Origin of the sequence: Hymenobacter saemangeumensis (genome assembly GCF_039541835.1) — a bacterium.
Classification (GTDB): domain Bacteria; phylum Bacteroidota; class Bacteroidia; order Cytophagales; family Hymenobacteraceae; genus Hymenobacter; species Hymenobacter saemangeumensis.
Map to the genome: position 1 here is coordinate 22,696 of NZ_BAABGZ010000082.1, position 20,249 is coordinate 42,944.

Annotated in this window: 19 protein-coding genes; 17 read left to right on the forward strand and 2 right to left on the reverse strand. The window is 58.9% G+C overall.

Annotated features, from left to right (window positions below):
• Position 1: 1 nt before the first annotated feature.
• Genes ABD919_RS22835 through ABD919_RS22845 form a run of 3 tightly spaced genes read left to right on the forward strand, consistent with a single transcriptional unit; the run spans position 2 to position 2,940 of the window.
• The gene (locus ABD919_RS22835; RefSeq protein ID WP_345238411.1) at positions 2 to 1,075 is read left to right on the forward strand and encodes a glycosyltransferase family 4 protein; all 1,074 of its coding nucleotides are present in this window, start codon (positions 2 to 4) and stop codon (positions 1,073 to 1,075) included.
• A 54-nt stretch (positions 1,076 to 1,129) separates the two neighbouring features.
• The gene (locus ABD919_RS22840; RefSeq protein ID WP_345238412.1) at positions 1,130 to 2,152 is read left to right on the forward strand and encodes a polysaccharide deacetylase family protein; all 1,023 of its coding nucleotides are present in this window, start codon (positions 1,130 to 1,132) and stop codon (positions 2,150 to 2,152) included.
• On the forward strand, positions 2,149 to 2,940 hold the full coding sequence (locus tag ABD919_RS22845; protein WP_345238413.1) for a formyl transferase: 792 nt from the start codon (positions 2,149 to 2,151) through the stop codon (positions 2,938 to 2,940). Before ABD919_RS22840 ends, ABD919_RS22845 begins: the two co-directional genes overlap by 4 nt.
• Before the next feature lie 80 nt (positions 2,941 to 3,020).
• Here ABD919_RS22845 and ABD919_RS22850 read toward each other — a convergent pair whose 3' ends face one another.
• Both ABD919_RS22850 and ABD919_RS22855 read right to left on the reverse strand, forming a co-directional pair.
• On the reverse strand, positions 3,021 to 4,376 hold the full coding sequence (locus ABD919_RS22850; RefSeq protein ID WP_345238414.1) for a hypothetical protein: 1,356 nt from the start codon (positions 4,374 to 4,376) through the stop codon (positions 3,021 to 3,023).
• Between the two features lie 7 nt (positions 4,377 to 4,383).
• A complete protein-coding gene (locus tag ABD919_RS22855; RefSeq protein WP_345238415.1) occupies positions 4,384 to 5,538 on the reverse strand; it encodes a tetratricopeptide repeat protein in 1,155 nt (384 codons plus the stop codon).
• Between the two features lie 204 nt (positions 5,539 to 5,742).
• Here ABD919_RS22855 and ABD919_RS22860 point away from each other — a divergent pair, with 204 nt between their 5' ends.
• From ABD919_RS22860 to ABD919_RS22925, 14 genes are all read left to right on the forward strand, one after another.
• Positions 5,743 to 6,657, forward strand: a complete 915-nt coding sequence (locus tag ABD919_RS22860) for a M20/M25/M40 family metallo-hydrolase (RefSeq protein ID WP_345238416.1) — start codon at positions 5,743 to 5,745, stop codon at positions 6,655 to 6,657.
• A 73-nt stretch (positions 6,658 to 6,730) separates the two neighbouring features.
• Positions 6,731 to 8,986, forward strand: a complete 2,256-nt coding sequence (locus tag ABD919_RS22865; RefSeq protein WP_345238417.1) for a sodium-translocating pyrophosphatase — start codon at positions 6,731 to 6,733, stop codon at positions 8,984 to 8,986.
• A gap of 250 nt (positions 8,987 to 9,236) precedes the next feature.
• The gene (gene hpt, locus ABD919_RS22870) at positions 9,237 to 9,776 is read left to right on the forward strand and encodes a hypoxanthine phosphoribosyltransferase (RefSeq protein WP_345238418.1); all 540 of its coding nucleotides are present in this window, start codon (positions 9,237 to 9,239) and stop codon (positions 9,774 to 9,776) included.
• Between the two features lie 74 nt (positions 9,777 to 9,850).
• The gene (locus ABD919_RS22875) at positions 9,851 to 10,474 is read left to right on the forward strand and encodes an adenylate kinase (RefSeq protein ID WP_345238419.1); all 624 of its coding nucleotides are present in this window, start codon (positions 9,851 to 9,853) and stop codon (positions 10,472 to 10,474) included.
• Positions 10,475 to 10,608: 134 nt separating this feature from the next.
• The gene (gene obgE / locus ABD919_RS22880) at positions 10,609 to 11,655 is read left to right on the forward strand and encodes a GTPase ObgE (RefSeq protein WP_345238420.1); all 1,047 of its coding nucleotides are present in this window, start codon (positions 10,609 to 10,611) and stop codon (positions 11,653 to 11,655) included.
• 664 nt (positions 11,656 to 12,319) lie between these two features.
• Entirely contained in the window at positions 12,320 to 12,904 is a 585-nt protein-coding gene (locus ABD919_RS22885) for a nucleotide exchange factor GrpE (protein WP_345238421.1), read from the forward strand.
• Between the two features lie 41 nt (positions 12,905 to 12,945).
• On the forward strand, positions 12,946 to 14,082 hold the full coding sequence (dnaJ, locus tag ABD919_RS22890; protein WP_345238422.1) for a molecular chaperone DnaJ: 1,137 nt from the start codon (positions 12,946 to 12,948) through the stop codon (positions 14,080 to 14,082).
• A gap of 179 nt (positions 14,083 to 14,261) precedes the next feature.
• Complete coding sequence (locus ABD919_RS22895) at positions 14,262 to 14,768, forward strand: RNA polymerase sigma factor (RefSeq protein ID WP_345238423.1); 507 nt, start codon at positions 14,262 to 14,264, stop codon at positions 14,766 to 14,768.
• 13 nt (positions 14,769 to 14,781) lie between these two features.
• The gene (locus ABD919_RS22900; RefSeq protein WP_345238424.1) at positions 14,782 to 15,423 is read left to right on the forward strand and encodes a hypothetical protein; all 642 of its coding nucleotides are present in this window, start codon (positions 14,782 to 14,784) and stop codon (positions 15,421 to 15,423) included.
• A gap of 57 nt (positions 15,424 to 15,480) precedes the next feature.
• Entirely contained in the window at positions 15,481 to 16,452 is a 972-nt protein-coding gene (locus ABD919_RS22905; protein ID WP_345238425.1) for an ABC transporter ATP-binding protein, read from the forward strand.
• A gap of 173 nt (positions 16,453 to 16,625) precedes the next feature.
• On the forward strand, positions 16,626 to 17,993 hold the full coding sequence (locus ABD919_RS22910) for an ABC transporter permease (RefSeq protein WP_345238426.1): 1,368 nt from the start codon (positions 16,626 to 16,628) through the stop codon (positions 17,991 to 17,993).
• Positions 17,994 to 18,082: 89 nt separating this feature from the next.
• Positions 18,083 to 18,556 (forward strand): hypothetical protein, encoded by a 474-nt coding sequence (locus tag ABD919_RS22915; protein ID WP_345238427.1) that lies wholly within the window; start codon positions 18,083 to 18,085, stop codon positions 18,554 to 18,556.
• A gap of 129 nt (positions 18,557 to 18,685) precedes the next feature.
• Positions 18,686 to 19,567: a ChaN family lipoprotein gene (locus tag ABD919_RS22920; RefSeq protein ID WP_345238428.1), complete on the forward strand. Its 882-nt coding sequence runs from the start codon at positions 18,686 to 18,688 to the stop codon at positions 19,565 to 19,567.
• Between the two features lie 48 nt (positions 19,568 to 19,615).
• On the forward strand, positions 19,616 to 20,248 hold the full coding sequence (locus tag ABD919_RS22925; RefSeq protein ID WP_345238429.1) for a hypothetical protein: 633 nt from the start codon (positions 19,616 to 19,618) through the stop codon (positions 20,246 to 20,248).
• Position 20,249 lies beyond the last annotated feature (1 nt).

The window sequence follows — 20,249 nt, forward strand, 5'->3', positions numbered from 1 at the left end:
CGTGCGTATTCTGTTTCTAGTTCCTTACCCACCCGGCCGCGCGCCCTCGCAGCGCTTCCGCTTCGAGCAGTACCTCGACGCACTCAAGGCCCATGGGCACCAGTTCGTCATGGCGGCCTTCCTGGACGAGGCCACCTGGGCGATTCTCTACAAGCCCGGCCACACCGCCAGCAAGGTGCTGGGCATCCTGGCCGGGCTGTGGCGGCGCTTCCTGCTGCTGTTTACCATGAGCGGCTACGACTTCGTGTTTATTCACCGCGAAGCCGCCCCCATCGGCCCCCCGGTTTTTGAGTGGATTATCGCCAAAGTGCTTGGTAAGAAGATTATATACGACTTCGATGATGCCATCTGGATGAAAGACCCGGCCGGGGAGCAGGGCATTATCGGCAAGCTGAAGTGGCAGCAGAAAGTGGGTTCCATCTGCCGCTGGGCCTACAAGGTAAGCTGCGGCAATGCCTACCTGGCTGACTACGCCCGGCAGTTCAACTCCCAGGTCGTCATCAACCCAACCACGCTGGATACCGACCTGCTGCACAACCAGGTGCGCGACCAGAACCTGGCCGGTCCGCCCGTTATCGGCTGGACCGGCACGCATACCACCCTGCGCCACCTCGACCTGGTGTGGCCGGTGCTGGAGCGGCTGGAGCGCGAGGGCCACGAGTTTGTGTTCCACGTCATCTCCAACGAGCCCCCGGCTTACACCGGGCTGCGCAGCCTGCGCTACTCCCCCTGGAAAAAGCAGTCGGAAATCCCCGACCTGCTGCAGTTCAACCTGGGCCTGATGCCGCTGGTGGACGACCCCTGGGCCCGGGGCAAGTGTGCTTTCAAGGCCTTGCAGTACATGTCGCTGGGCATGCCCGCCCTGGTGTCGCCGGTAGGCATGAACACTGAAGTAGTAGAGCACGGCATCAACGGCTTTGTGTGCGATACCCCGGATGAGTGGTACCAAGCTCTGCGCCAGCTGCTGGCCAGCCAACAGGAGCGCGCCCGCCAGGGCACTGCGGCCCGCCGCACCATTGTGGAGCGCTACTCGGTAGCATCGAACACGCGCAACTTCCTAAATCTGTTTCAATAGAACCCGCGGCAGGGGAGGAGCAGGTTCCTTCTCGAAAGCCGTTCAATACTTGCCATGCCCCAACCCGCTGAATCAAGCAGCCCGCAACCCGGCGCCCTGGTTATTTCCCTGGATTTTGAGATAAACTGGGGCGTGCGCGACCAGCAGACCCTGGCCCAGTACGGGGCCAACCTGCTCGGCGTGCGGGAAGCCGTGCCGGCCATGCTTGCCCTGTTTGCCGAGTTTGGCCTGCACGTCACCTGGGCTACCGTGGGGCTGTTGTTTTTCAACAGCAAGGCCGACATGCTGGCCAACTTACCTGCCGTGCGCCCAGCTTATGCCGACCCCAACCTTTCGCCTTACCTGGCGCTGGATGAGGTAGGCGAAACCGAAGAGCAAGACCCCTACCACTTTGGGCTCTCGCTGATTGAGCAGATAAGAGCCACGCCGGGGCAGGAAATGGCTTCCCACACCTTCTGCCACTATTACTGCCTGGAGCGCGGCCAGACGGTAGAAACCTTCCGCTACGACCTGCAGGCCGCCGTGCGGGTAGCAGCGCAACAGGGCATGACGCTTAAGAGCCTGGTGTTTCCACGCAACCAGTACAATGCTGCCTACCTTGCTACTTGCCAGGAAGCCGGCATCACGAGCTACCGGGGCAACGAGCAGAGCTGGATATACAAGGAGCGCAGCGAAGAGCAGCAGTCGCTCTACAAGCGCGGGGCCCGCCTGCTCGATGCCTACGTGAACCTGTCGGGCGAGCATACCACTCGCTGGACCGACATGGCCGCCAGCTTTCCGTATAACATCCCCGCGAGCCGCTTTCTGCGGCCCTGGTCGGGCCGCCTGAAGGCGCTGGAAAGCCTGCGCCTGCGCCGCATGCTGAACGGCATGGAGCATGCCGCCAAACACGGCGAGGTGTATCACCTCTGGTGGCATCCCCATAATTTCGGTGTCAACCTGCAGGAGAACATGGCGGTGCTGCGGCAGCTTGCCGCGCATTTTCAGCACCTGCAGAGCCGCTATGGCATGGTCAGTTTGAGCATGGCCGAAGTGGCAGACCGCCTTGAATCCCTTAAAACTACCTCTGCTGCATGAGTGCTGCCCCTGAATTCGCCGGTAAGAAAATCGTGATGCTCGCCGGCCCCGGCGAGTCCACCGATATCCTGTTTCATGCCCTCGACGCCGAGTTCGGGGTGCACCGCATCATTGTGGAAACGCCCGTAGGCCAGAAGCAGCTGCTGAAGCGACGCGCCGAAAAGCTGGGCTGGGCTACCGTGATGGGGCAGATTGCCTTTAAGCTGCTGGTGGCGGCGCCGCTAGGCCGCTCATCGCGGCCCCGCCTGCAGTCCCTCAAGCAGGCGCATGGCCTCAACGACGGCGCCTTACCAGAAGACCGTACCATCCGGGTGCCCTCGGTGAACGACCCGGCGTGCATTGCCACCCTCCAGGCCCTAAACCCCGACGTGGTGGTGGTGAATGGCACCCGCATCATTGCGAAGCGCGTGCTCACCAGCCTATCCTGCCCATTCATCAACACCCACGCGGGCATTACGCCCCTGTACCGGGGCGTACACGGGGGCTACTGGGCACTGGCCAACGACGACGCGGCCAACTGCGGGGTATCGGTGCATCTGGTCGATGCCGGCATCGATACGGGGGGCATCATCGCCCAGGCCCGCATCCAGCCCGAGCCGGAAGACAACTTCACTACCTACCCCTTGCTCCAGCTTATCGCCGGCCTGCCCTTATTGAAGGATGCCATTCGGGCGGCACTTGCCGGCACCATCACGCTGCAGCCCGCCCCGGAAGGAAGCTCCCGCCTGTGGTCACACCCTACCCTGGCAGAATACCGCGCCAACCGCCGCCGCAACGGAACCCGTTAAAGAACACCCCAGGGCAGGAGCTGGAGTTAAATGCGAATGCCAGCCTGAGAAGCGCGCTCCTGAGAAACGGGGAAGCCCGATTACGCTGTCTGTAATGCTTTGCGGGCCGGTTTCTTCGCCGCTTTAGCATTAGCCCGGGTAATGTCGTCGAGGATGTAGAGCGCCGACAGGTAGAAGGGGATAAGCGGAATCTTGTAGCGCACCAGCGTGCCGAAGTTTGAGGTAGACACCCCAACAGATGCGGCGAATATCAGCGAAAACAGGAAGGACAGCGTAAGTACCGGCGTGGTAGTAATTACCGTCATCGTTTTCAGAAAGCCCACCCTGAGAAATATCCGTAGGGTAAACAACAGGAAGTACAATGCTTCTAATGCCGAAAGCAGCATAACGGGGTTTTTGGCTTCCCAGAGAAAAGGACGGTAAAGGGAAGTGACAATGGCCAATGGCGCCAGCTTTACCATGCCGCCAATGGTGCCGTCGAGCTCACCCAGGTGATACGCCGAGCCTTCCTGCTTCAGGCTGACCTCGTAGATATAGTCGGCGGTGATTTTGCTTCTTTCCCCAATCTTTTCTACATCGTAATGGTCGTCGCCCTTGGTGAGGGTAGTAGCCGCAAACAAGGCCAGGGCGCCACCTACACCCAGAAAGAGCGGCTTGGATATCCAGCGAAGCACAGCATTTTTAATGCGGCTGCTGTTTTCGTTAAACACCCAGAGCAGCGCCGCTGGCAGAAAACACAGCAGGATGTACACTTTAATAAGAAAGAGCATGTACGCTGCGAAAAAGCCAATCATCGCTGATTGCAGGACTTCACGACGTTGAATAGCTCCCTTGTAAAAGGCATAAAACACCCAGCCCAGCGCGCCAATACATAGCGAATCCTTGCCCAGCCCTGAGCCCCAGAAAAACAGCGAGGGCACGAAAAACAGGGCAACGGCCAGCTCTTTATACGCGCCGGGCCTCAATTTTACGAACGTAAGGTAAAAAGCCCACATCCCGCTGAAGCTCACTGACGAGAACATCAACGCTGTAATGCTGTAAGTGTGAAAGTTAACCAAGCCAAACAAGGCCGATATGCGGGCAATAAGGTATTCCGGCGAGCCGGCTTCGTACCAGAACATGCTGGCTACAAAGGGAGCGGTTTCGGGGTCGTAGGCACCGCCACTGGTCATAATCAGCTTCCAGCCGGTAGCAAAGCTGTGGGCAAATGCCTTATTTATCATCCATGAGTGGTAGAAGTAGTTGTACGTATCGCCACCATTGTAGTAAAACTGATAAATAAGGCCCATCGAAATGGCACCTACATACTTGAGGGTCAGAGCGGGTATGAAGTACTTTTTGGTGTAGATGTTTGTAACCTTTGGCCTGAAATAATAAGCCAGGGCGTAGAAAAATATGAGATAGATAGGCGTCAGAAATAAATCTTTAATTTCCATAGCAATTCTATTTAGGGTGCTTTTTCAACCAGTCCTTGGCTTCGCGATACTGTTCCGACTTATGCTCGGCTTTATCACGTACTACTTCATAGTAGCGCCGGCTGGCAGCTAAATCTTTGGCCCGGTCGGCCAGCCGGGCCAGGTTTACATTGGCGAATAAGTAAAAGCCGCCGGCGGTATCGCCACTGCTTTCGGCAAACACAATGCAGCGCTGGTAGTAATCTTTGGCTTTTTCCAGGTCGCGGTAGCGGTGCTGCATCAGGTAGCCCAGGAAGTAGCTGGCATAGCGCCCGCTGATGGCTTCGTACCCAGGCATGCCCCGGTTGATTTTATCCAGAATGTCGCGGCTTACCCGCTCGCACTCGTTGAACTCCCCCTGGTCGTAAGTCAGCAGCGCGTAGAAGCGCTGGAAGTAGCCATTGTCGGGGTAGGTAGTGGCCAGCTTTCTGGCCACGGGCATGGCTTCTTCGGCATTATTCTCCTCGTTTTTCAGAATACGCATCAGAAAAACGCGGGCCTCGGTTCCGGTATAAAAGCCGTTGGCCGCCACCGTGCGCAGCTGCTGCAGCCCAAGCTTGCTGTCGCCCTTGGGAAAGAACAGCAGCACGGGCTTCAGCAGGGGGTAGTTTTTGGGAATCCAGACGGCGTAGTAGTTGAACAAGGCCTGGCCAAAGAGGAATTCCGGACTAAGGCCGTTGGCTTCCTGGCTTTTGCGCAGGAAGTTGAGGGAGCGTTTGCTGCTTACGGTTGCCTTGCGCCAGTCGCGGCGCTCGGCATGCAGGCGGGCATCGAAGCCGTAGCCGGCCGCCAGAAAGAAGCTGGCCTCGTAGTTATTGTTGTCGGCCTCGTACATCTTTTCGGCCTTCTGCACGGTGGTGTCCATGTAGGCAAAAAAGGCTTTGTCGTACTGCTTGGTCTGGATGTTGGTGGGCATGATTTTCCACCAGGTGTTCAGGCCCAGTAAAAAGTACGGCATGGGGTGGTTGGGGTAGCGCCGCCGCAGGGAGCGGAATTGCTTTTCCGCCTTGTCGTACTTGAAGTTATAAAGGTTATAAACGGCCCCTTCCAGCTCAGTCTGAATGTCTTTGTCGAGCAACAGCCAGCCTTTGGTGTCCACGGCGCTGGGCAGCACATCGATGTTATCAATTTCAACGGTGGGCATTCTGGGCAACCGCGTAGTGTCGGTTACCTGTGCCTTTCCTAGCAGTGGTACACAAAGAAGGAAGCAGACACAAAGCAGTGAGCGAAGCATAGGAAGGAAGCTTGGGGCGGACCAAGGCCGCTTCCCGGCCAGCGTCAGGGCTTGGCAAACGGGGGTACTAAAGTACGGACTTTGACCTAGCTTTGGCTGAAAATCCTGCTTTCTATGCAACTCCTCCATGCGCTTTGCCGCTTCCCAGCCCCTGCTGGTAACGAAGCTGGTTTGTCCCGATTTCTCCTCGATTACATTCATCAGCACCAGGCTGGCTGGAAGCAGCAGCCCCAGATTCTGGCCGACGAGCGGTTTCAGGACTGCATCCTGCTGGTGTTTGGGCAGCCGCGCACGGCCGTGTTTGCCCACCTCGACAGCATAGGGTTTACCGTGCGCTACGGCCGGCAGCTGGTACGCATTGGCGGGCCCCGGGCCGAAGCCGGCTACCGCCTGGTAGGTCAAGATTCGCAAGGAGAGATAGACTGTACACTAACCATAGATGAAGAAACGGGGGAACTGGGCTATGCGTTCCACCGCGACATTGACCGCGGCACCGAGCTTACCTTCTACTGCGATTTCCGCGAAACCGATACCAGCGTGCAGAGCTGCTACCTCGACAACCGCCTGGGCGTGTGGAGCGCCCTGCAGCTCTGCCAGACGCTGGAACATGGCATCGTCGCCTTTAGCTGCTGGGAAGAGCACGGCGGCGGCTCGGTAGCCTACCTGGCCAAGTACATCTACGAAACCTACGGCGTCCGCCAAGCCCTGATTTCGGACATTACCTGGGTCACCGAGGGAGTACATCCCGGCCAGGGCTGTGTCATCTCCCTGCGCGACTCCCTGATTCCCCGCCGCGCCTACGTCGACCGTATCCGGGCCATTGCCGCGGCCTCGGGCATCCCGTTTCAGCTCGAGGTAGAAGGCAGCGGCGGCTCCGACGCCAAAGAGCTGCAACACGGGCCCCAGCCCTGGGACTGGTGCTTTGTGGGGGCCCCCGAAGACCACGTGCACTCCCCCGACGAACTGGTTGATAAGCGCGACATTGCCAGTATGGTAGCCCTCTACCGCGTTTTGATGCAAGAATTATAACGCAGGCGTATACCTTTGCCACCCTTCACTTTGTTTTTTCTAATAGCTTTTCTTCACACACTCACCCCATTTTATGACCCCATACCTTTACGCAGTGCCCGCCCTAGGGCTCTTTGCGCTTCTTTACACCTGGCTACGCTCGGGCTGGGTTTCCCGCCAGGAAGCGGGCGACGAGCGGATGCGCACCATTGCCGGCTACATCGCCGACGGCGCCATCGCCTTCCTCAAAGCTGAGTACAAAGTGCTGGCCCTGTTTGGCCTGATTGCCGGCGCCTTCCTGTTCTACCTGGGCAGCACCAGCGAAAACTCCAGCCCCGTCATCGTCATTGCTTTCCTGATTGGCGCGGTGTTTTCAGCTCTGGCTGGCTACATCGGGATGAAGATTGCTACCAAGGCCAACGTGCGCACGGCCCACGCCGCCCGCACCAGCCTGTCGGCGGCCCTGAACGTGTCGTTCTCGGGCGGCTCGGTAATGGGCATGGGCGTAGCGGGCCTGGCCGTGCTCGGCCTGGGCTCGCTGTTCATCGTTTTCTATAAGATGTTTGTGCCCAGCGGCCTGGCCAACGGTGCCGAAATGGAAAAGGCCCTGGAAGTACTCACCGGCTTCTCCCTCGGCGCCGAAAGCATTGCCCTGTTTGCCCGCGTTGGCGGCGGCATCTACACCAAGGCGGCCGACGTGGGCGCCGACCTCGTGGGTAAGGTAGAAGCCGGCATTCCCGAAGACGACCCCCGCAACCCCGCTACCATTGCCGACAACGTGGGCGACAACGTGGGCGACGTAGCCGGCATGGGCGCCGACCTGTTCGGCTCCTACGTGGCTACCATCCTGGCTACCATGGTGCTGGGACGTGAAGTAGTAGTAAACAACGACAGCTTCGGCGGCCTGTCGCCCATTTTCCTGCCCATGGCCATTGCCGGCATGGGCATTATTGCCTCGCTTATCGGCATCCTGTTTGTGCGCGTGAAAGAAGGCGGCAACGTGCAGGGCGCCCTTAACCTGGGCAACTACATCTCGGTAGCTATTTCAGCAGTAGCCTCTTACTTCCTCATCAAGTGGATTCTGCCCGAGGGCAACTTCACCATCCGCGGCGTCTCGTTCGATGCCATGGATGTGTTCTGGGCAGTAGTCGTCGGCCTGATTGTCGGCACCCTGATGAGCATCATCACCGAGTACTACACGGCTATGGGCAAGCGCCCCGTGCTCAGCATTGTGCAGCAGAGCAGCACCGGCCACGCCACCACCGTTATTGGCGGTCTGGCCGTAGGCATGGAGTCGACGGTACTGCCCATCATCGTGCTGGCGGCCGGCATTGTGCTTAGCTATGAGTTTGCCGGCCTCTACGGCGTGGCGATTGCCGCCGCCGGCATGATGGCCACCACGGCCATGCAGCTGGCCATCGACGCCTTCGGCCCCATCGCCGACAACGCCGGTGGCATCGCCGAGATGAGCGAGCTGCCCAAGGAAGTGCGCGAGCGCACCGACATCCTCGATGCTGTGGGCAACACCACCGCCGCCACCGGCAAAGGCTTCGCCATTGCCTCGGCTGCGCTCACTTCGCTGGCTTTGTTTGCCGCCTTCATGGGCACGGCCAAAATCACCTCTATCGACATCAGCAAGGCCCCCGTGCTGGCCGGCGTATTCATTGGCGCCATGATTCCCTTCATCTTCTCCTCGCTGGCTATTGCCGCCGTGGGCCGGGCCGCCATGGCCATGGTGCAGGAAGTGCGTCGCCAGTTCCGCGAGATTAAGGGCATCATGGAAGGCACCGGCCGGCCGGAGTACGAGAAGTGCGTGGCCATCAGCACCCAGGCCGCCATCCGCGAGATGATTCTGCCGGGCGCCATCGCCCTGCTTACGCCCATCGTGGTGGGCTTCGGCTGCCGTGGGGTATTCTCCACGGCCTCGGCGGCCGAGGTGCTGGGCGGCCTGCTCGCCGGCGTAACGGTAAGCGGCGTGCTCATGGCCATGTTCCAGAGCAACGCCGGCGGCGCCTGGGACAACGCCAAGAAGTCGTTTGAAAAAGGTGTGATGGTAAACGGCAAGATGGAGTTCAAAGGCTCGGATGCCCACAAGGCTTCCGTAACCGGCGACACCGTGGGTGACCCGTTCAAGGACACGTCCGGCCCTAGCATGAACATCCTCATCAAGCTGATGAGCATCGTCTCGTTGGTAATTGCCCCGCATATTGCCGAGCGCGGCGAGCGGGGCATGGCCCCCGTGCAGCCGGAAAAGGTGCGTACCGAAATGGCGGTGCAGCCCAAAGTGCGCTACGCCGAAACGCTGGCTCCCGCGGCGGCGAAGTTCATCTTCACCACCCTGCGCAAGTAGGTCTGAACCGCAGATTCTGACGGATTTAACGGATAAGAACGGATTCGAAAATCCTACAGTTAGTTAGAAAACCAAATGTAATGGCCACTGCTTCCTTTGCGGTGGCCATTACTTTTTGATAAAAGAGCAGGCGGAACTGAATCTGTGTAATCCGTTAAATCTGCGTCAATCTGCGGTCCAGAATCCGTGGTTCAGACAGATTCCGTGCCTCAGGCAGTACCTTTGCAGCTCAATACGCTTTCATAATCGCATGGGCTCGTCCCTTATAACGCTTCACGACAAGCAATTTCAGCCTTACCTGCCAGCCAACCGGCTAGCGGAAGCTATTGACCAGCTGGCTCTTCGCCTCAATGCCGATTATGCCGACCGCAACCCCTTGTTTGTGGTGGTGTTGACTGGCGCCTTCATGTTTGCTTCCGATTTGCTGAAGCGCATTACCGGCAACTGTGAAATCGTGTTCATCCGCGTGGCCTCCTACCAGGGCGATGCCAGCTCAGGCCAGGTGCAGGAAGTGCTGGGCCTGCGCGAAGACGTGCAGGGCCGCCATCTGATTATCGTGGAAGACATTGTTGACACCGGCACCACCATGCATTACCTGCTGCCCAAGCTGCAGGCTCAAGGCCCGGCCTCGGTTGAGATTGCCACTTTATTCTTCAAGCCGGCCAGCCTGCGTCACGAATTACGCCTGAATTACGTAGCACTGGAAATTCCCAACGATTTCGTGGTTGGCTATGGGCTCGACTACGACGGTCTGGGTCGTAACCTGCCCGACGTGTACGTGGCTGTGTAGCCGGCCTTTTGTTACCGATTGATTAACTTGCCCAGACCCACCATTTCCTCCTCTCGCGCAAACTCCTGTTTTTCATGTTGAACATCGTGCTGTTCGGCCCGCCCGGTGCCGGAAAAGGAACCCAAAGCCAGAAGCTTATCGCCCGCTACAACCTGGTGCACCTGAGCACCGGCGACCTGCTGCGGGCCCAGATTGCCCAGGGTACTGAGCTTGGTCTCAAAGCCAAAAAGCTGATGGACGAGGGCCTGCTGGTGCCCGATGAAGTAGTGATTGGCATGATTGACAGCTCGCTGCAAGCCAACAAAACGGCCGGCGGCTTTATCTTCGACGGCTTTCCCCGCACCGTGCCCCAGGCCCAGAGCCTCGACGAGCTGCTGGCCAAGTACGACAACGGCATCAGCTGCATGGTAGCCCTGGAAGTAGCCGAGGAGGAGCTGGTAACCCGCCTGCTGGAGCGCGGCAAAACCAGCGGCCGCCCCGACGACCAGGACGAAAGCAAAATCCGCAAGCGGGTAACGGTGTACAACACCGAAACCGCGCAGGTGGCCGGCTACTATGCCGCCCAGAACAAGTTTCATGCCCTCAACGGCATCGGCCCCATCGACAGCATCTTCGAACAGATTTGCGAGCTGGTGGACAAGCACAAGCCCGCCGTGGCAACAGCCCCGGCCGCCGCAACCAGCGAGGTGAAAGCCTAGGCGGCTGCGCCTGTTATGAGTTAAGAGTTATGAGTTATGAGTTTCGGTCGCATAGCCCGGAGTTCATAACTCATTTCTTTAGCGCCTACCCAGCCAACTCATAACTCATAACTCATAACTCATAACTCAAAACTGTGGCTTCCAATAACTTCATCGATTACGTCAAGCTCATCTGCCGCTCGGGTAAGGGCGGGGCGGGCTCCCGTCATTACTTCCGCGCCAAAGGCCTGCCCAATGGCGGCCCCGATGGGGGGGATGGTGGCCGCGGCGGCCACATCATCCTCGAAGGCAACTCCCAGCTCTGGACCTTGCTGCACCTGCAGTACCAGAAGCACGTGTTTGCCAAGGATGGAGACAGCGGGGGCGAAAACCTGCGCACCGGCGCCCAGGGCGACGACGTGGTGCTGCAAGTGCCCCTGGGCACCGTGGCCCGCAACGCCGAAACCGGCGAGCAGATGCTGGAGATAACCGAGCACGGGCAGCGCCTGGTGCTGCTGCCCGGCGGCCGCGGCGGCCTGGGCAACGACCATTTCAAAACCTCCACCAACCAGGCGCCCGACTACGCCCAGCCCGGCGAGCCCAGCGTGGAGGCGGCCGTGATTCTGGAGCTGAAGCTGCTGGCCGACGTAGGCCTGGTGGGCTTCCCCAACGCGGGTAAGAGCACCCTGCTGTCGGTGGTGAGCGCGGCCAAGCCCAAGATTGCCGACTACGCCTTCACCACCCTCACGCCCAACCTGGGCGTGGTGGCTTACCGCGACTACAAGTCCTTCGTGATGGCCGACATCCCCGGCATCATCGAAGGCGCGGCCGAAGGCAAGGGCCTGGGCACGCGCTTCCTGCGCCACATCGAGCGCAACTCCATGCTGCTCTTCATGATTAGCTGCGACAGCCCCGACATCGCCGCCGAGTACGAAATCCTACTGGGCGAGCTGCGCGAGTTCAACCCCGAGCTGCTGGAGAAAAAGCGCCTGCTGGCCATCACCAAAACCGACATGATTGACGAGGAGCTGGAGGCTGAGATGCGCGAGACGCTGCCCAAGGACATTCCCTCCATCTTCATCTCCAGCCTTACCAACAAGAACATTGTCCAGCTCAAGGACATGATATGGAAGGCTCTGGAGGAAAGCCGCCGCGACGCGCCTAAGACCATGCGGCTGGGCTGGGATGATGAGAACTTGTAGAAGGAAATCGTGTAAACCAGAAAGTTAATTAAGTGTTGACTTGGTTTTGGAGGAGGCGCCAGCCTTCGGGGACCTATCCGTGAGCATATTTCTCGATGTCTGAAGCGGTGTTGAGATACTTGGGCTTGGTGTAACTAGGCCCATTATCAATGGGATTATGGGCGCTATAAGTCCTATGGCGCCAAGCTTTCACTAATGCTTGCTCTGCCAATGCTAATCCCTGCCAGTTCTCCCTTATGCTGGCTTGATGCCATTCATGGAGAATTCTGGCACCATCTATATTATTAAGCCGCTGAAATGTGGCTTTATCATAATGCTAATGGGTCATAAAGATGAAAGACTCATATGGCTCGTGCGCAACCCAGCACCATAGGCTTTGACATTCGGGACACCTCTGTAACAGAATATAATTGCCGTTACAAACATTTGGTAAGCTTGGATAACCTTTAATTGCCCATAAAGTCCGGCTTGGTGCTTCGCAGAGTGTGCAGTTCATGGTTTTAAAAGTAGATTCCAAAACAGATTGTGAACGCAATGTAAAAAGTCTGATGATGAGCTTGTGCCAACCTGTCAGCCCCGTACCCTTTGGCAAGCTCCTTGACACCATGTCCTAGCCTAAAGGCTAAAACCCGTGAAAAACCCTTTCCGACGAATATTTCCGAAAATGGCTGACGATAAAAACCTGCCCCAGGACGACAATTTGACTTCTCAAACCGGCAACGCGGCTGGCGAAATGGCCGACAACGACGGCGAGAACACCGATACGCAGGCCTCGGCCGATGCTACGGCTTCGGCACCCGCTGCTGATAACCGCGCCGACGCCGAGCTGGCCGACTTGAAAGACAAGTACCTGCGCCTGGCTGCCGAGTTTGAGAACTACAAGCGCCGCACCACCAAGGAGCGCATCGACCTGTTCAAAACCGCCAACCAGGAGCTGATGACCGCCCTGCTGCCGGTACTCGACGACTTTGACCGGGCCCGCCACGCGACCCGTGACACCGACGATGCCAACACCGTGCGCGAGAGCATCGAGATTATTCACGGCAAGCTGAACAAAACCCTGCAGCAAAAGGGTTTGACGGCTATGGACGTGAAGGGCGGCGACTTCGACGCCGAGCTGCACGAGGCCATTACCCAGATTCCGGCGCCCAGCGACGACCTTAAAGGCAAAATCGTGGACGAGGTAGAGAAAGGCTATTATTTGGGCGACAAGGTGATTCGCCACGCTAAAGTGGTGTTAGGGCAGTAGTATCTTTGTGAATTAAGCTCCCTGAAAAGAATTAGAAGACGATGGCAACCAAGCGCGATTATTACGAGATATTAGGCATCGCCAAGAACGCGGGCGCCGACGAAATCAAGTCGGCCTACCGTAAGATGGCCATCAAGTACCATCCCGATAAAAACCCCGACGACCCCACGGCCGAGGATAAGTTCAAGGAAGCCGCTGAGGCCTACGAGGTGTTGAGCGATGCCGATAAGCGCGCCCGCTACGACCGGTTCGGTCACCAGGGCATGGGTGGTGGTGGCCATGCGCCCAATATGGAAGACATCTTCTCGCAGTTCGGCGACATCTTCGGCGGGGGCGGGGGCTTCGAGGGCTTTTTCGGTGGAGGACGCCAGGGCGGCCGCCGCGTGCGCAAAGGCTCCAACCTGCGCATCAAGCTCAAGCTCGACCTCGAGGAAATCGCCAACGGCGTGGAGAAGAAAATCAAGGTGAAGCGCTACGTGGCCTGCCAGCCCTGCAGCGGCACCGGCGCCAAAAACGGCTCCGAGCTGAAAACCTGCGGCACCTGCAACGGCAACGGACAGGTGAAGCGCGTGGTGAACACCATGCTGGGCCAGATGGTGAGCAGCAGCACCTGCCCCACCTGCAACGGCGAAGGCAAGACCGTAACGGCCACCTGCGACGTGTGCAAGGGCGAAGGCCGGCAGCTGCACGAGGAGGTTATTCCCATCAACATCCCCGCTGGGGTTGCTAACGATATGCAGCTCTCGATGGGGGGCAAGGGCAACTACCCCGAGCGCGGCGGCGTGCCCGGCGACCTGCTCATTCAGATTGAGGAGGAGCCGCACGAGTTCCTCAAGCGCGACGGCAACAACATCATGTACGAGCAGTACATCTCCTTCGTGGATGCGGCCCTGGGCGCCAGCCTGGAAGTGCCCACCATCGAGGGCAAGGTGAAAATCAAGGTGGAGCCCGGCACCCAGCCCGGCAAAATCCTGCGCCTGCGCGGCAAGGGCATTAAAGACCTGAACGGCTACGGCCGCGGCGACCAGCTTATTCATCTCAATGTGTGGACGCCCAAGAGCGTGAGCAGCCAGGAGCGCGAGCTGCTGGAAAAGCTGCGCGACTCCGACAACTTTGCCCCGCACCCCGGCAAAAACGAGAAAGGCTTCTTCGAGAAAGTAAAGGAGTACTTCGCGTAAGCAAAGACGCAGAAGCTATCAAAATAAAAAAAGCTCGCCCGGCACACGCCGGGCGAGCTTTTTTATTGCTGGAGCAGCGGGTGATGGATGGCAGATGAAAGCATAGGAAAAAATATTCTGGAAGGTCTGTAATGCCGGAAGGAGAGTGTCGATTAACTACCTGCTAGTATTGCTTTCCCATGGACGTTTCTGCCCGCCCGCCTGATTTTGTGACCATGCTCAACCAGCAGCAGGCCCTGTTGCGGCGGGTGTGCCGGCTCTACTGCCAGGATGCCGACGACCGTCAGGACCTGTTCCAGGAGATAGTGCTGCAGCTCTGGCGGGCCTACCCGCGCTACGTGCCCCAGCCGGGGGTGAAGCTCAGTACCTGGCTCTACCGCATTGCCCTGAATGTGGCCATCAGCAGCCTGCGGCAGCGTACCCGCCGCCCGGCCACCGACGAGCTTGATGCCGAAGCCCTGGCTGTGGCCCAGGCTCCTGATGCCGGGCCCGATGCGGACGACCGCGCCGCTTTGTACGAGGCCATCGGGCGGCTGTCGGACGTGGATAAAGCCTTTGTGCTGCTCTACCTCGAAGGCCGGCCCTACGAGGAGATGGCCGACATCCTGGGCATTACCCAGAACAATGTGCGGGTGAAAATGCACCGCATTCAGGAAAAGCTCCGTCAATTATTCGTTCGCTGCTAATTGCCTTTCTTTTATGGACCTTGATGAACTCCGTCGGCAGTGGCAGCAGCCCGAAGCTGCCCCGCCGCCTTTGAGCCCGGCCGAGCTTGATGAGCTGCTAAAGCAGAAGTCGAGCAGCCTGATTGATAAAATGCGCTTCAATGCCCGGGCCGAAGCAGCCTTCACGGCTGTGATGGGGGCGGCCATGCCAGTACTGCTGCTGTTTGTGCACAACGCGCTGCGGCAGGCCCAGGTGCTTAGTGTATTTTTTCTGTGCCTGGTCATGCTGGCCTACTACTATCGTAAGCTGGCCATGCTACGCCAGATGATGCAGCCCGAAGCTAATGTGCGCGGCAGCCTGCTGCTGCTTTGCGGGGGGCTGCGCGACATGCTGCGCTTCAACTACCGGCTGTGTGTGGCGACGGGACCGGCTTCGCTGCTGCTCGTGTACGGGTATGCCGTAGCCAGGGAAGTAACCCGGCCGGGTGGCATTCGCCCCAGCAAGCTGCTCGCAATAACCGGGGTGCTGCTAGGAGTAGGCATCGTTCTTTACTGGGGTGCGAAGTGGCTGACACAATGGTATCTGCAGCGCCTCTACGGTCGGCACCTCGACCGGCTGGAAAGCCAGCTGCGGGAGCTGGACGAGCCCACTCATCTCGCCCTGGAACTACCGTAGCTTAATTCCGCATACTTTTATCGCCAAATAGTTCTTTTCACCAACCCTGCGCAACCCGTGTCTACACCTGACCATCCTGCGATTCTCGAAGCCCTAAACGTGCGCAAGGCCTACGCTGCCCACGTTGCCCTTGATGGCGTGAGCCTGAGCATTCCCGAAAAAAGCATTTTTGGCTTGCTGGGGCCCAACGGGGCCGGCAAGACTTCGCTTATCCGCATCATCACCCAGATTACGGGGGCCGACAGCGGCGAAATCCGCTTCCGCGGGCAGCGCCTCAGCCCCGAGCACGCCGCCCACATCGGCTACCTGCCTGAGGAGCGGGGCCTCTACAAGAAAATGAAGGTAGGGGAGCAGCTGCTGTACCTGGCCCAGCTCAAGGGCCTGAGCAAGGCCGACGCTACCCAGAAAATCAGGTATTGGCTCGACCGCTTCGAGATGAAGGGCTGGGGCAATAAAAACGTGGAAGACCTTTCCAAAGGCATGCAGCAGAAGGTGCAGTTTGTGGCTACCGTACTGCACGACCCTTCGCTTATCATCCTCGACGAGCCCTTCTCCGGGTTTGACCCCATCAACGCCAATCTGCTCAAAGACGAGATTCTGGCTTTGCGCGACGCCGGCGCTACCATCATCTTCTCGACGCACCGCATGGAGTCGGTAGAGGAGCTGTGCGACCACATTGCCCTCATCAACCGCTCGCAGAAGGTATTGGACGGGCCGGTGCGGCAGGTGCGCGACTCCTATCGCACGCATACCTACGAGATAGAGGGCCAGGGTGCCCTGATGGTGCTGCACCCGGACTTTGAGGTGCTGGAGCAAAAGAAGCGGGAAAACGGCTACTTCTACGCCCGCATCCGCATTCTGCACGGCCTGACCCCCAACGACCTGCTGCGCTACCTCATTGGGCCCGGCAAGGTAGAAGTGCACGCTTTCCGGGAGCGGGTGCCCAGCATCAACGAGATTTTCATTCAGCGCGTGCGCGAAACCCACCCCGACTACGTGCCCGATGCCGAAGAGGCGGTCAACGCCTGAAATTTAGCTGATAGCTATTAGCTGATAGCCAATAGCTGTTGGCTTTTGCATTTGAGCTTCAGACCAATTATCTGATTTGCAAGGCAAAGAGGAGTAAGCATCTAAGCCCTAAGACCCTAAGTCCCCAAGTCCCTAAGTCCCCAAGTCCCTAAGTCCCCAAGTCCCTAAAACCTATGTCTAAAATCTGGCTTATTGCCCAGCGGGAATACATTACCCGGGTGCGCAAAAAGAGTTTCATCATCATGTCGCTGCTCGGGCCGCTGCTTACCATAGCACTGTTTGCTGTCCCCCTCCTCATTGCCAAGATGTCGGATAAGGATAAGCTCGTGGCGGTGGCCGATGCCGGCAACCTGTTTGCCGGCGAGCTGCCCGCCCCCAAAGAAGACGTGCGCTTCGTGGCCGTGCCTACCGACCTGGCCCAGGCCAAAGCCCAGTACAAAGCCGGTAAGTACGACGCCCTGCTCTACGTGCCGCCCTTCGAGATGGAAAACCCGGCCGGCTTCCAGATATTTTCCAAGCAGGGCGTGGGCCTCTCGCTGGAATCGGACCTGCGCAAGACCATCAACAAGCAGATTGAGATGCAGCGCCTGCGCAAGTCCGGCATCACCCGCGAAACACTCGATAAGCTGAAGGCCGACATCGACCTGCAATCCATCAGCCTGAGCGAAAACGGGGAAAAAGCTGCCAGCACCGGGGTGAGTACCGCCGTGGCCTACGGCGCCGGCTTTTTGATTTACATCTTCATCTTTCTGTACGGCGTGCAGATTATGCGCGGCGTGATGGAAGAGAAAACCAACCGCATTGTGGAAGTTATGATTTCCTCGGTGAAGCCCTTTCAGCTGATGATGGGCAAGGTGGTGGGAATTGCGGGCGTGGGCTTCACTCAGCTGGCCCTGTGGGTGCTGCTTTCAATGGGCATCAGCACCGTATTCGCCGGCTCGGTAAGCCCGGCCAGCGCCGTAGCGGCCCGCACGGCTCAATCTGGCAAGTTGGCGCAGGCAGCTGTCGAAGACGATGACACGGCCGTGGTGCAAAGCGAGACCGCTGCCGAAAAGACCGAGCGCAAGCAGGCCACCTTGGTCAGCAAGCTTTCCAAAGGCTTGTCCGACATGAACATGCCCCTGATTATTGGCTGCTTTCTGTTCTACTTCCTGGGCGGCTACCTGTTTTATGGCTCGCTGTTCGGCGCCATCGGCTCGGCGGTAGATAATGAGACGGATACCCAGCAGTTTATGATGCCCGTGACCATGCCCCTGGTGCTCACCTTCGTGGTGTCGCAGGCCGTGCTTACCACCAATCCCAACGGCTCGGTGGCTTTCTGGATGTCGATGATTCCCTTCACCTCGCCCATTGCCATGATGATGCGCCTGCCATTTGGGGGCGTGCCGGCCTGGCAGCTGGCCCTGTCCATGGCCCTGCTGATTGGCGGCTTTATCGGCACCATCTGGCTGGCCGGCCGCATCTACCGCGTGGGTATTCTCATGTATGGCAAGAAGGTAACCTACGGCGAGCTCTCGCGCTGGATGTTCTACAAGGGGTAAAACTGATTCAAACCTTAGACCTTAGAATCGTTCTGATGGAAAAACATTCTAACGTCTCATGTCTAGCCTTTAAGCTCTACTTTCGTGCTATGAAAACCTTACTTCGCCCCACGTGGGTCTTGTTTCTGCTGCTGCCATTGCTTGCCCTTAAATGTGAGAAGGACGACATTGTGAAAGCCAACCGGTTTGAGATAACCGTGCGCGTGACCGGCACCCACCTCGACGGGCTGGGAGCGGAGATGCACGTCAGCTCCGTGCTGAACGTGCTCAACCCCACCACGGGCCCCACGCTTACATACAGCTACGGCAGCAGCGTCAGCCAGACCTACACCCTGGGTACATTCGGCATACAAGACCAGTTTACTGCAGTGGTGGCTTTCCGCAATGTTACCTGCAACAGCAGCTTGCAGCCGGCCACCGACAGCAGGCTGCGCCTGGAAGTGCTGGCCAATGGGGTGCTCGTGAATGTGGTGGAGCTGGCTCCCGGCTCGCGTAGCGGCAGCTTCAGCTGCAGCCCGTACTGGATTAATACCACCGTGGGCAACGGCGACGACTGGGACTAGTCGCTTCTGCTGGCACCAAATAGGGGCGGGGCTTGCTGCTGCCCGCCGTTGAACGGTTTCGTTCTGACGGCGGGCAGCAGCAAGCCCCGCCCCGCTGGTTTAACGCCCCTTTGCTCCGTATTTTGGCTTATGCATTTGCGTCGCTTCTTTCTGATTGCCCTCTTGCCGCTGCTGGCCTTTACCACGGCCGACCGGCCCGCCTACCGCCTGTTCACCGCCACGGGGCAGGTGGCCGACTACGATAAGATGCTGGCCGAGCTGGCCCAGGCCGACGTGGTGCTGTTTGGCGAGCAGCACAACGATGCCCTGGCGCACTGGCTGGAGCTGCAGGTGGCCAAGGACCTGCTGCGCCTGAAAAAGCCGGGGCAGCTGGTGCTGGGCCTGGAGATGTTCGAGCGCGACGTGCAGCCTTTGCTGGCCCAGTACGCGGCCGGAACTCTGCCCGACTCGGCCTTGGAGCGCCAGGCGCGGCCCTGGCCCAACTACGCCACCGACTACCGCCCCCTGCTGCAGCTGGCCCGGGCCAATGGCCTGCCCATCATTGCCACCAATGTGCCCCGGCCCTACGCCCGCGCCGTGGCCAAAGGCGGGCTGGCGGCCCTCGACCAGCTGCCGGCGGCCGAGAAAGCCCTGCTGGTGCCGCTGCCGCTGAAGGTAGACTACGAGCTGCCCGGCTACAAGAGAATGGCTGCTATGTTTGGCGATGGCAGCGCGGCGCACGGCAGCGGAGCCCAGAAAATTATTCAGGCCCAGGCCCTGAAGGATGCCACCATGGCCTACTACATCTGGGGCAGCGTGGGGCCAGGCCACACTTTGCTGCACATCAACGGCTCCTTCCACTCCGACTACCACGATGGCATTGTGGCTTACCTGCGCGAGTATGCGCCCAAGCTGCGGGTACTTACCATCAGCACGGTGGCACAGCCGCAGCTGCAAAAGCTGGAGAAAGAGCACCTGAATGTGGCCGATTTTGTGCTGGTGCTGCCCGAGGACATGACCAAAACGTATTAGGCAGCGCCCTACTTGGCCACCGCTTCTTACCACACTTTTGCACCTGCTATGATTTCCACCCAGAATTACGATGCCCTGCCCGACGCCAACAGCTTAAAGCGCCTGGCGAAGGCGCTGGCCGTGCTCGATGCCGTCAACTCTCCCGACCTGGAGTTTCGCTACTATACGTTTAATGCCGAGTGGAGCGAAGACGAACAGGTGCTGGAGATGAGCGACGGCGAAGGCGACCAGATGCTGGTGCTGTTTCGGCCCGAAGGCTGCGTCATCAACGGCTACCTCGACGGGTTGGAGCAGCCGGATAAAAGCCAGGTAACGCGCGGCCTGCCCGCGGCATTCGACGACTTCATGTTTGGCGAGCCGGTCAGCTCCATTGGCACCAGCTTCTGCCTGTGGTACACCCCCGGCCAGGGCTGGCAAACCGGCGTGGTAGGCGACGACGACAGCTCCGAAGAGCTGCTGTACATGCTCGACGGCAACCCCGAAACCTACGCGGACTGGGCCGACGAGTACTACGGCGATGAAACGGAACGCTCGCCCATCGATGCCGATACCGTGGCCCAGGTGTACCGCGGCGAAACCCTGACCAAAGCCATGGTGCTGCGCATTGTGGATGAGGTGGAGGACTGGGCGCAGCTCGAAACCGACCTGCAGGCCATTGGCTACCCTTATGATTTTAGTTAAC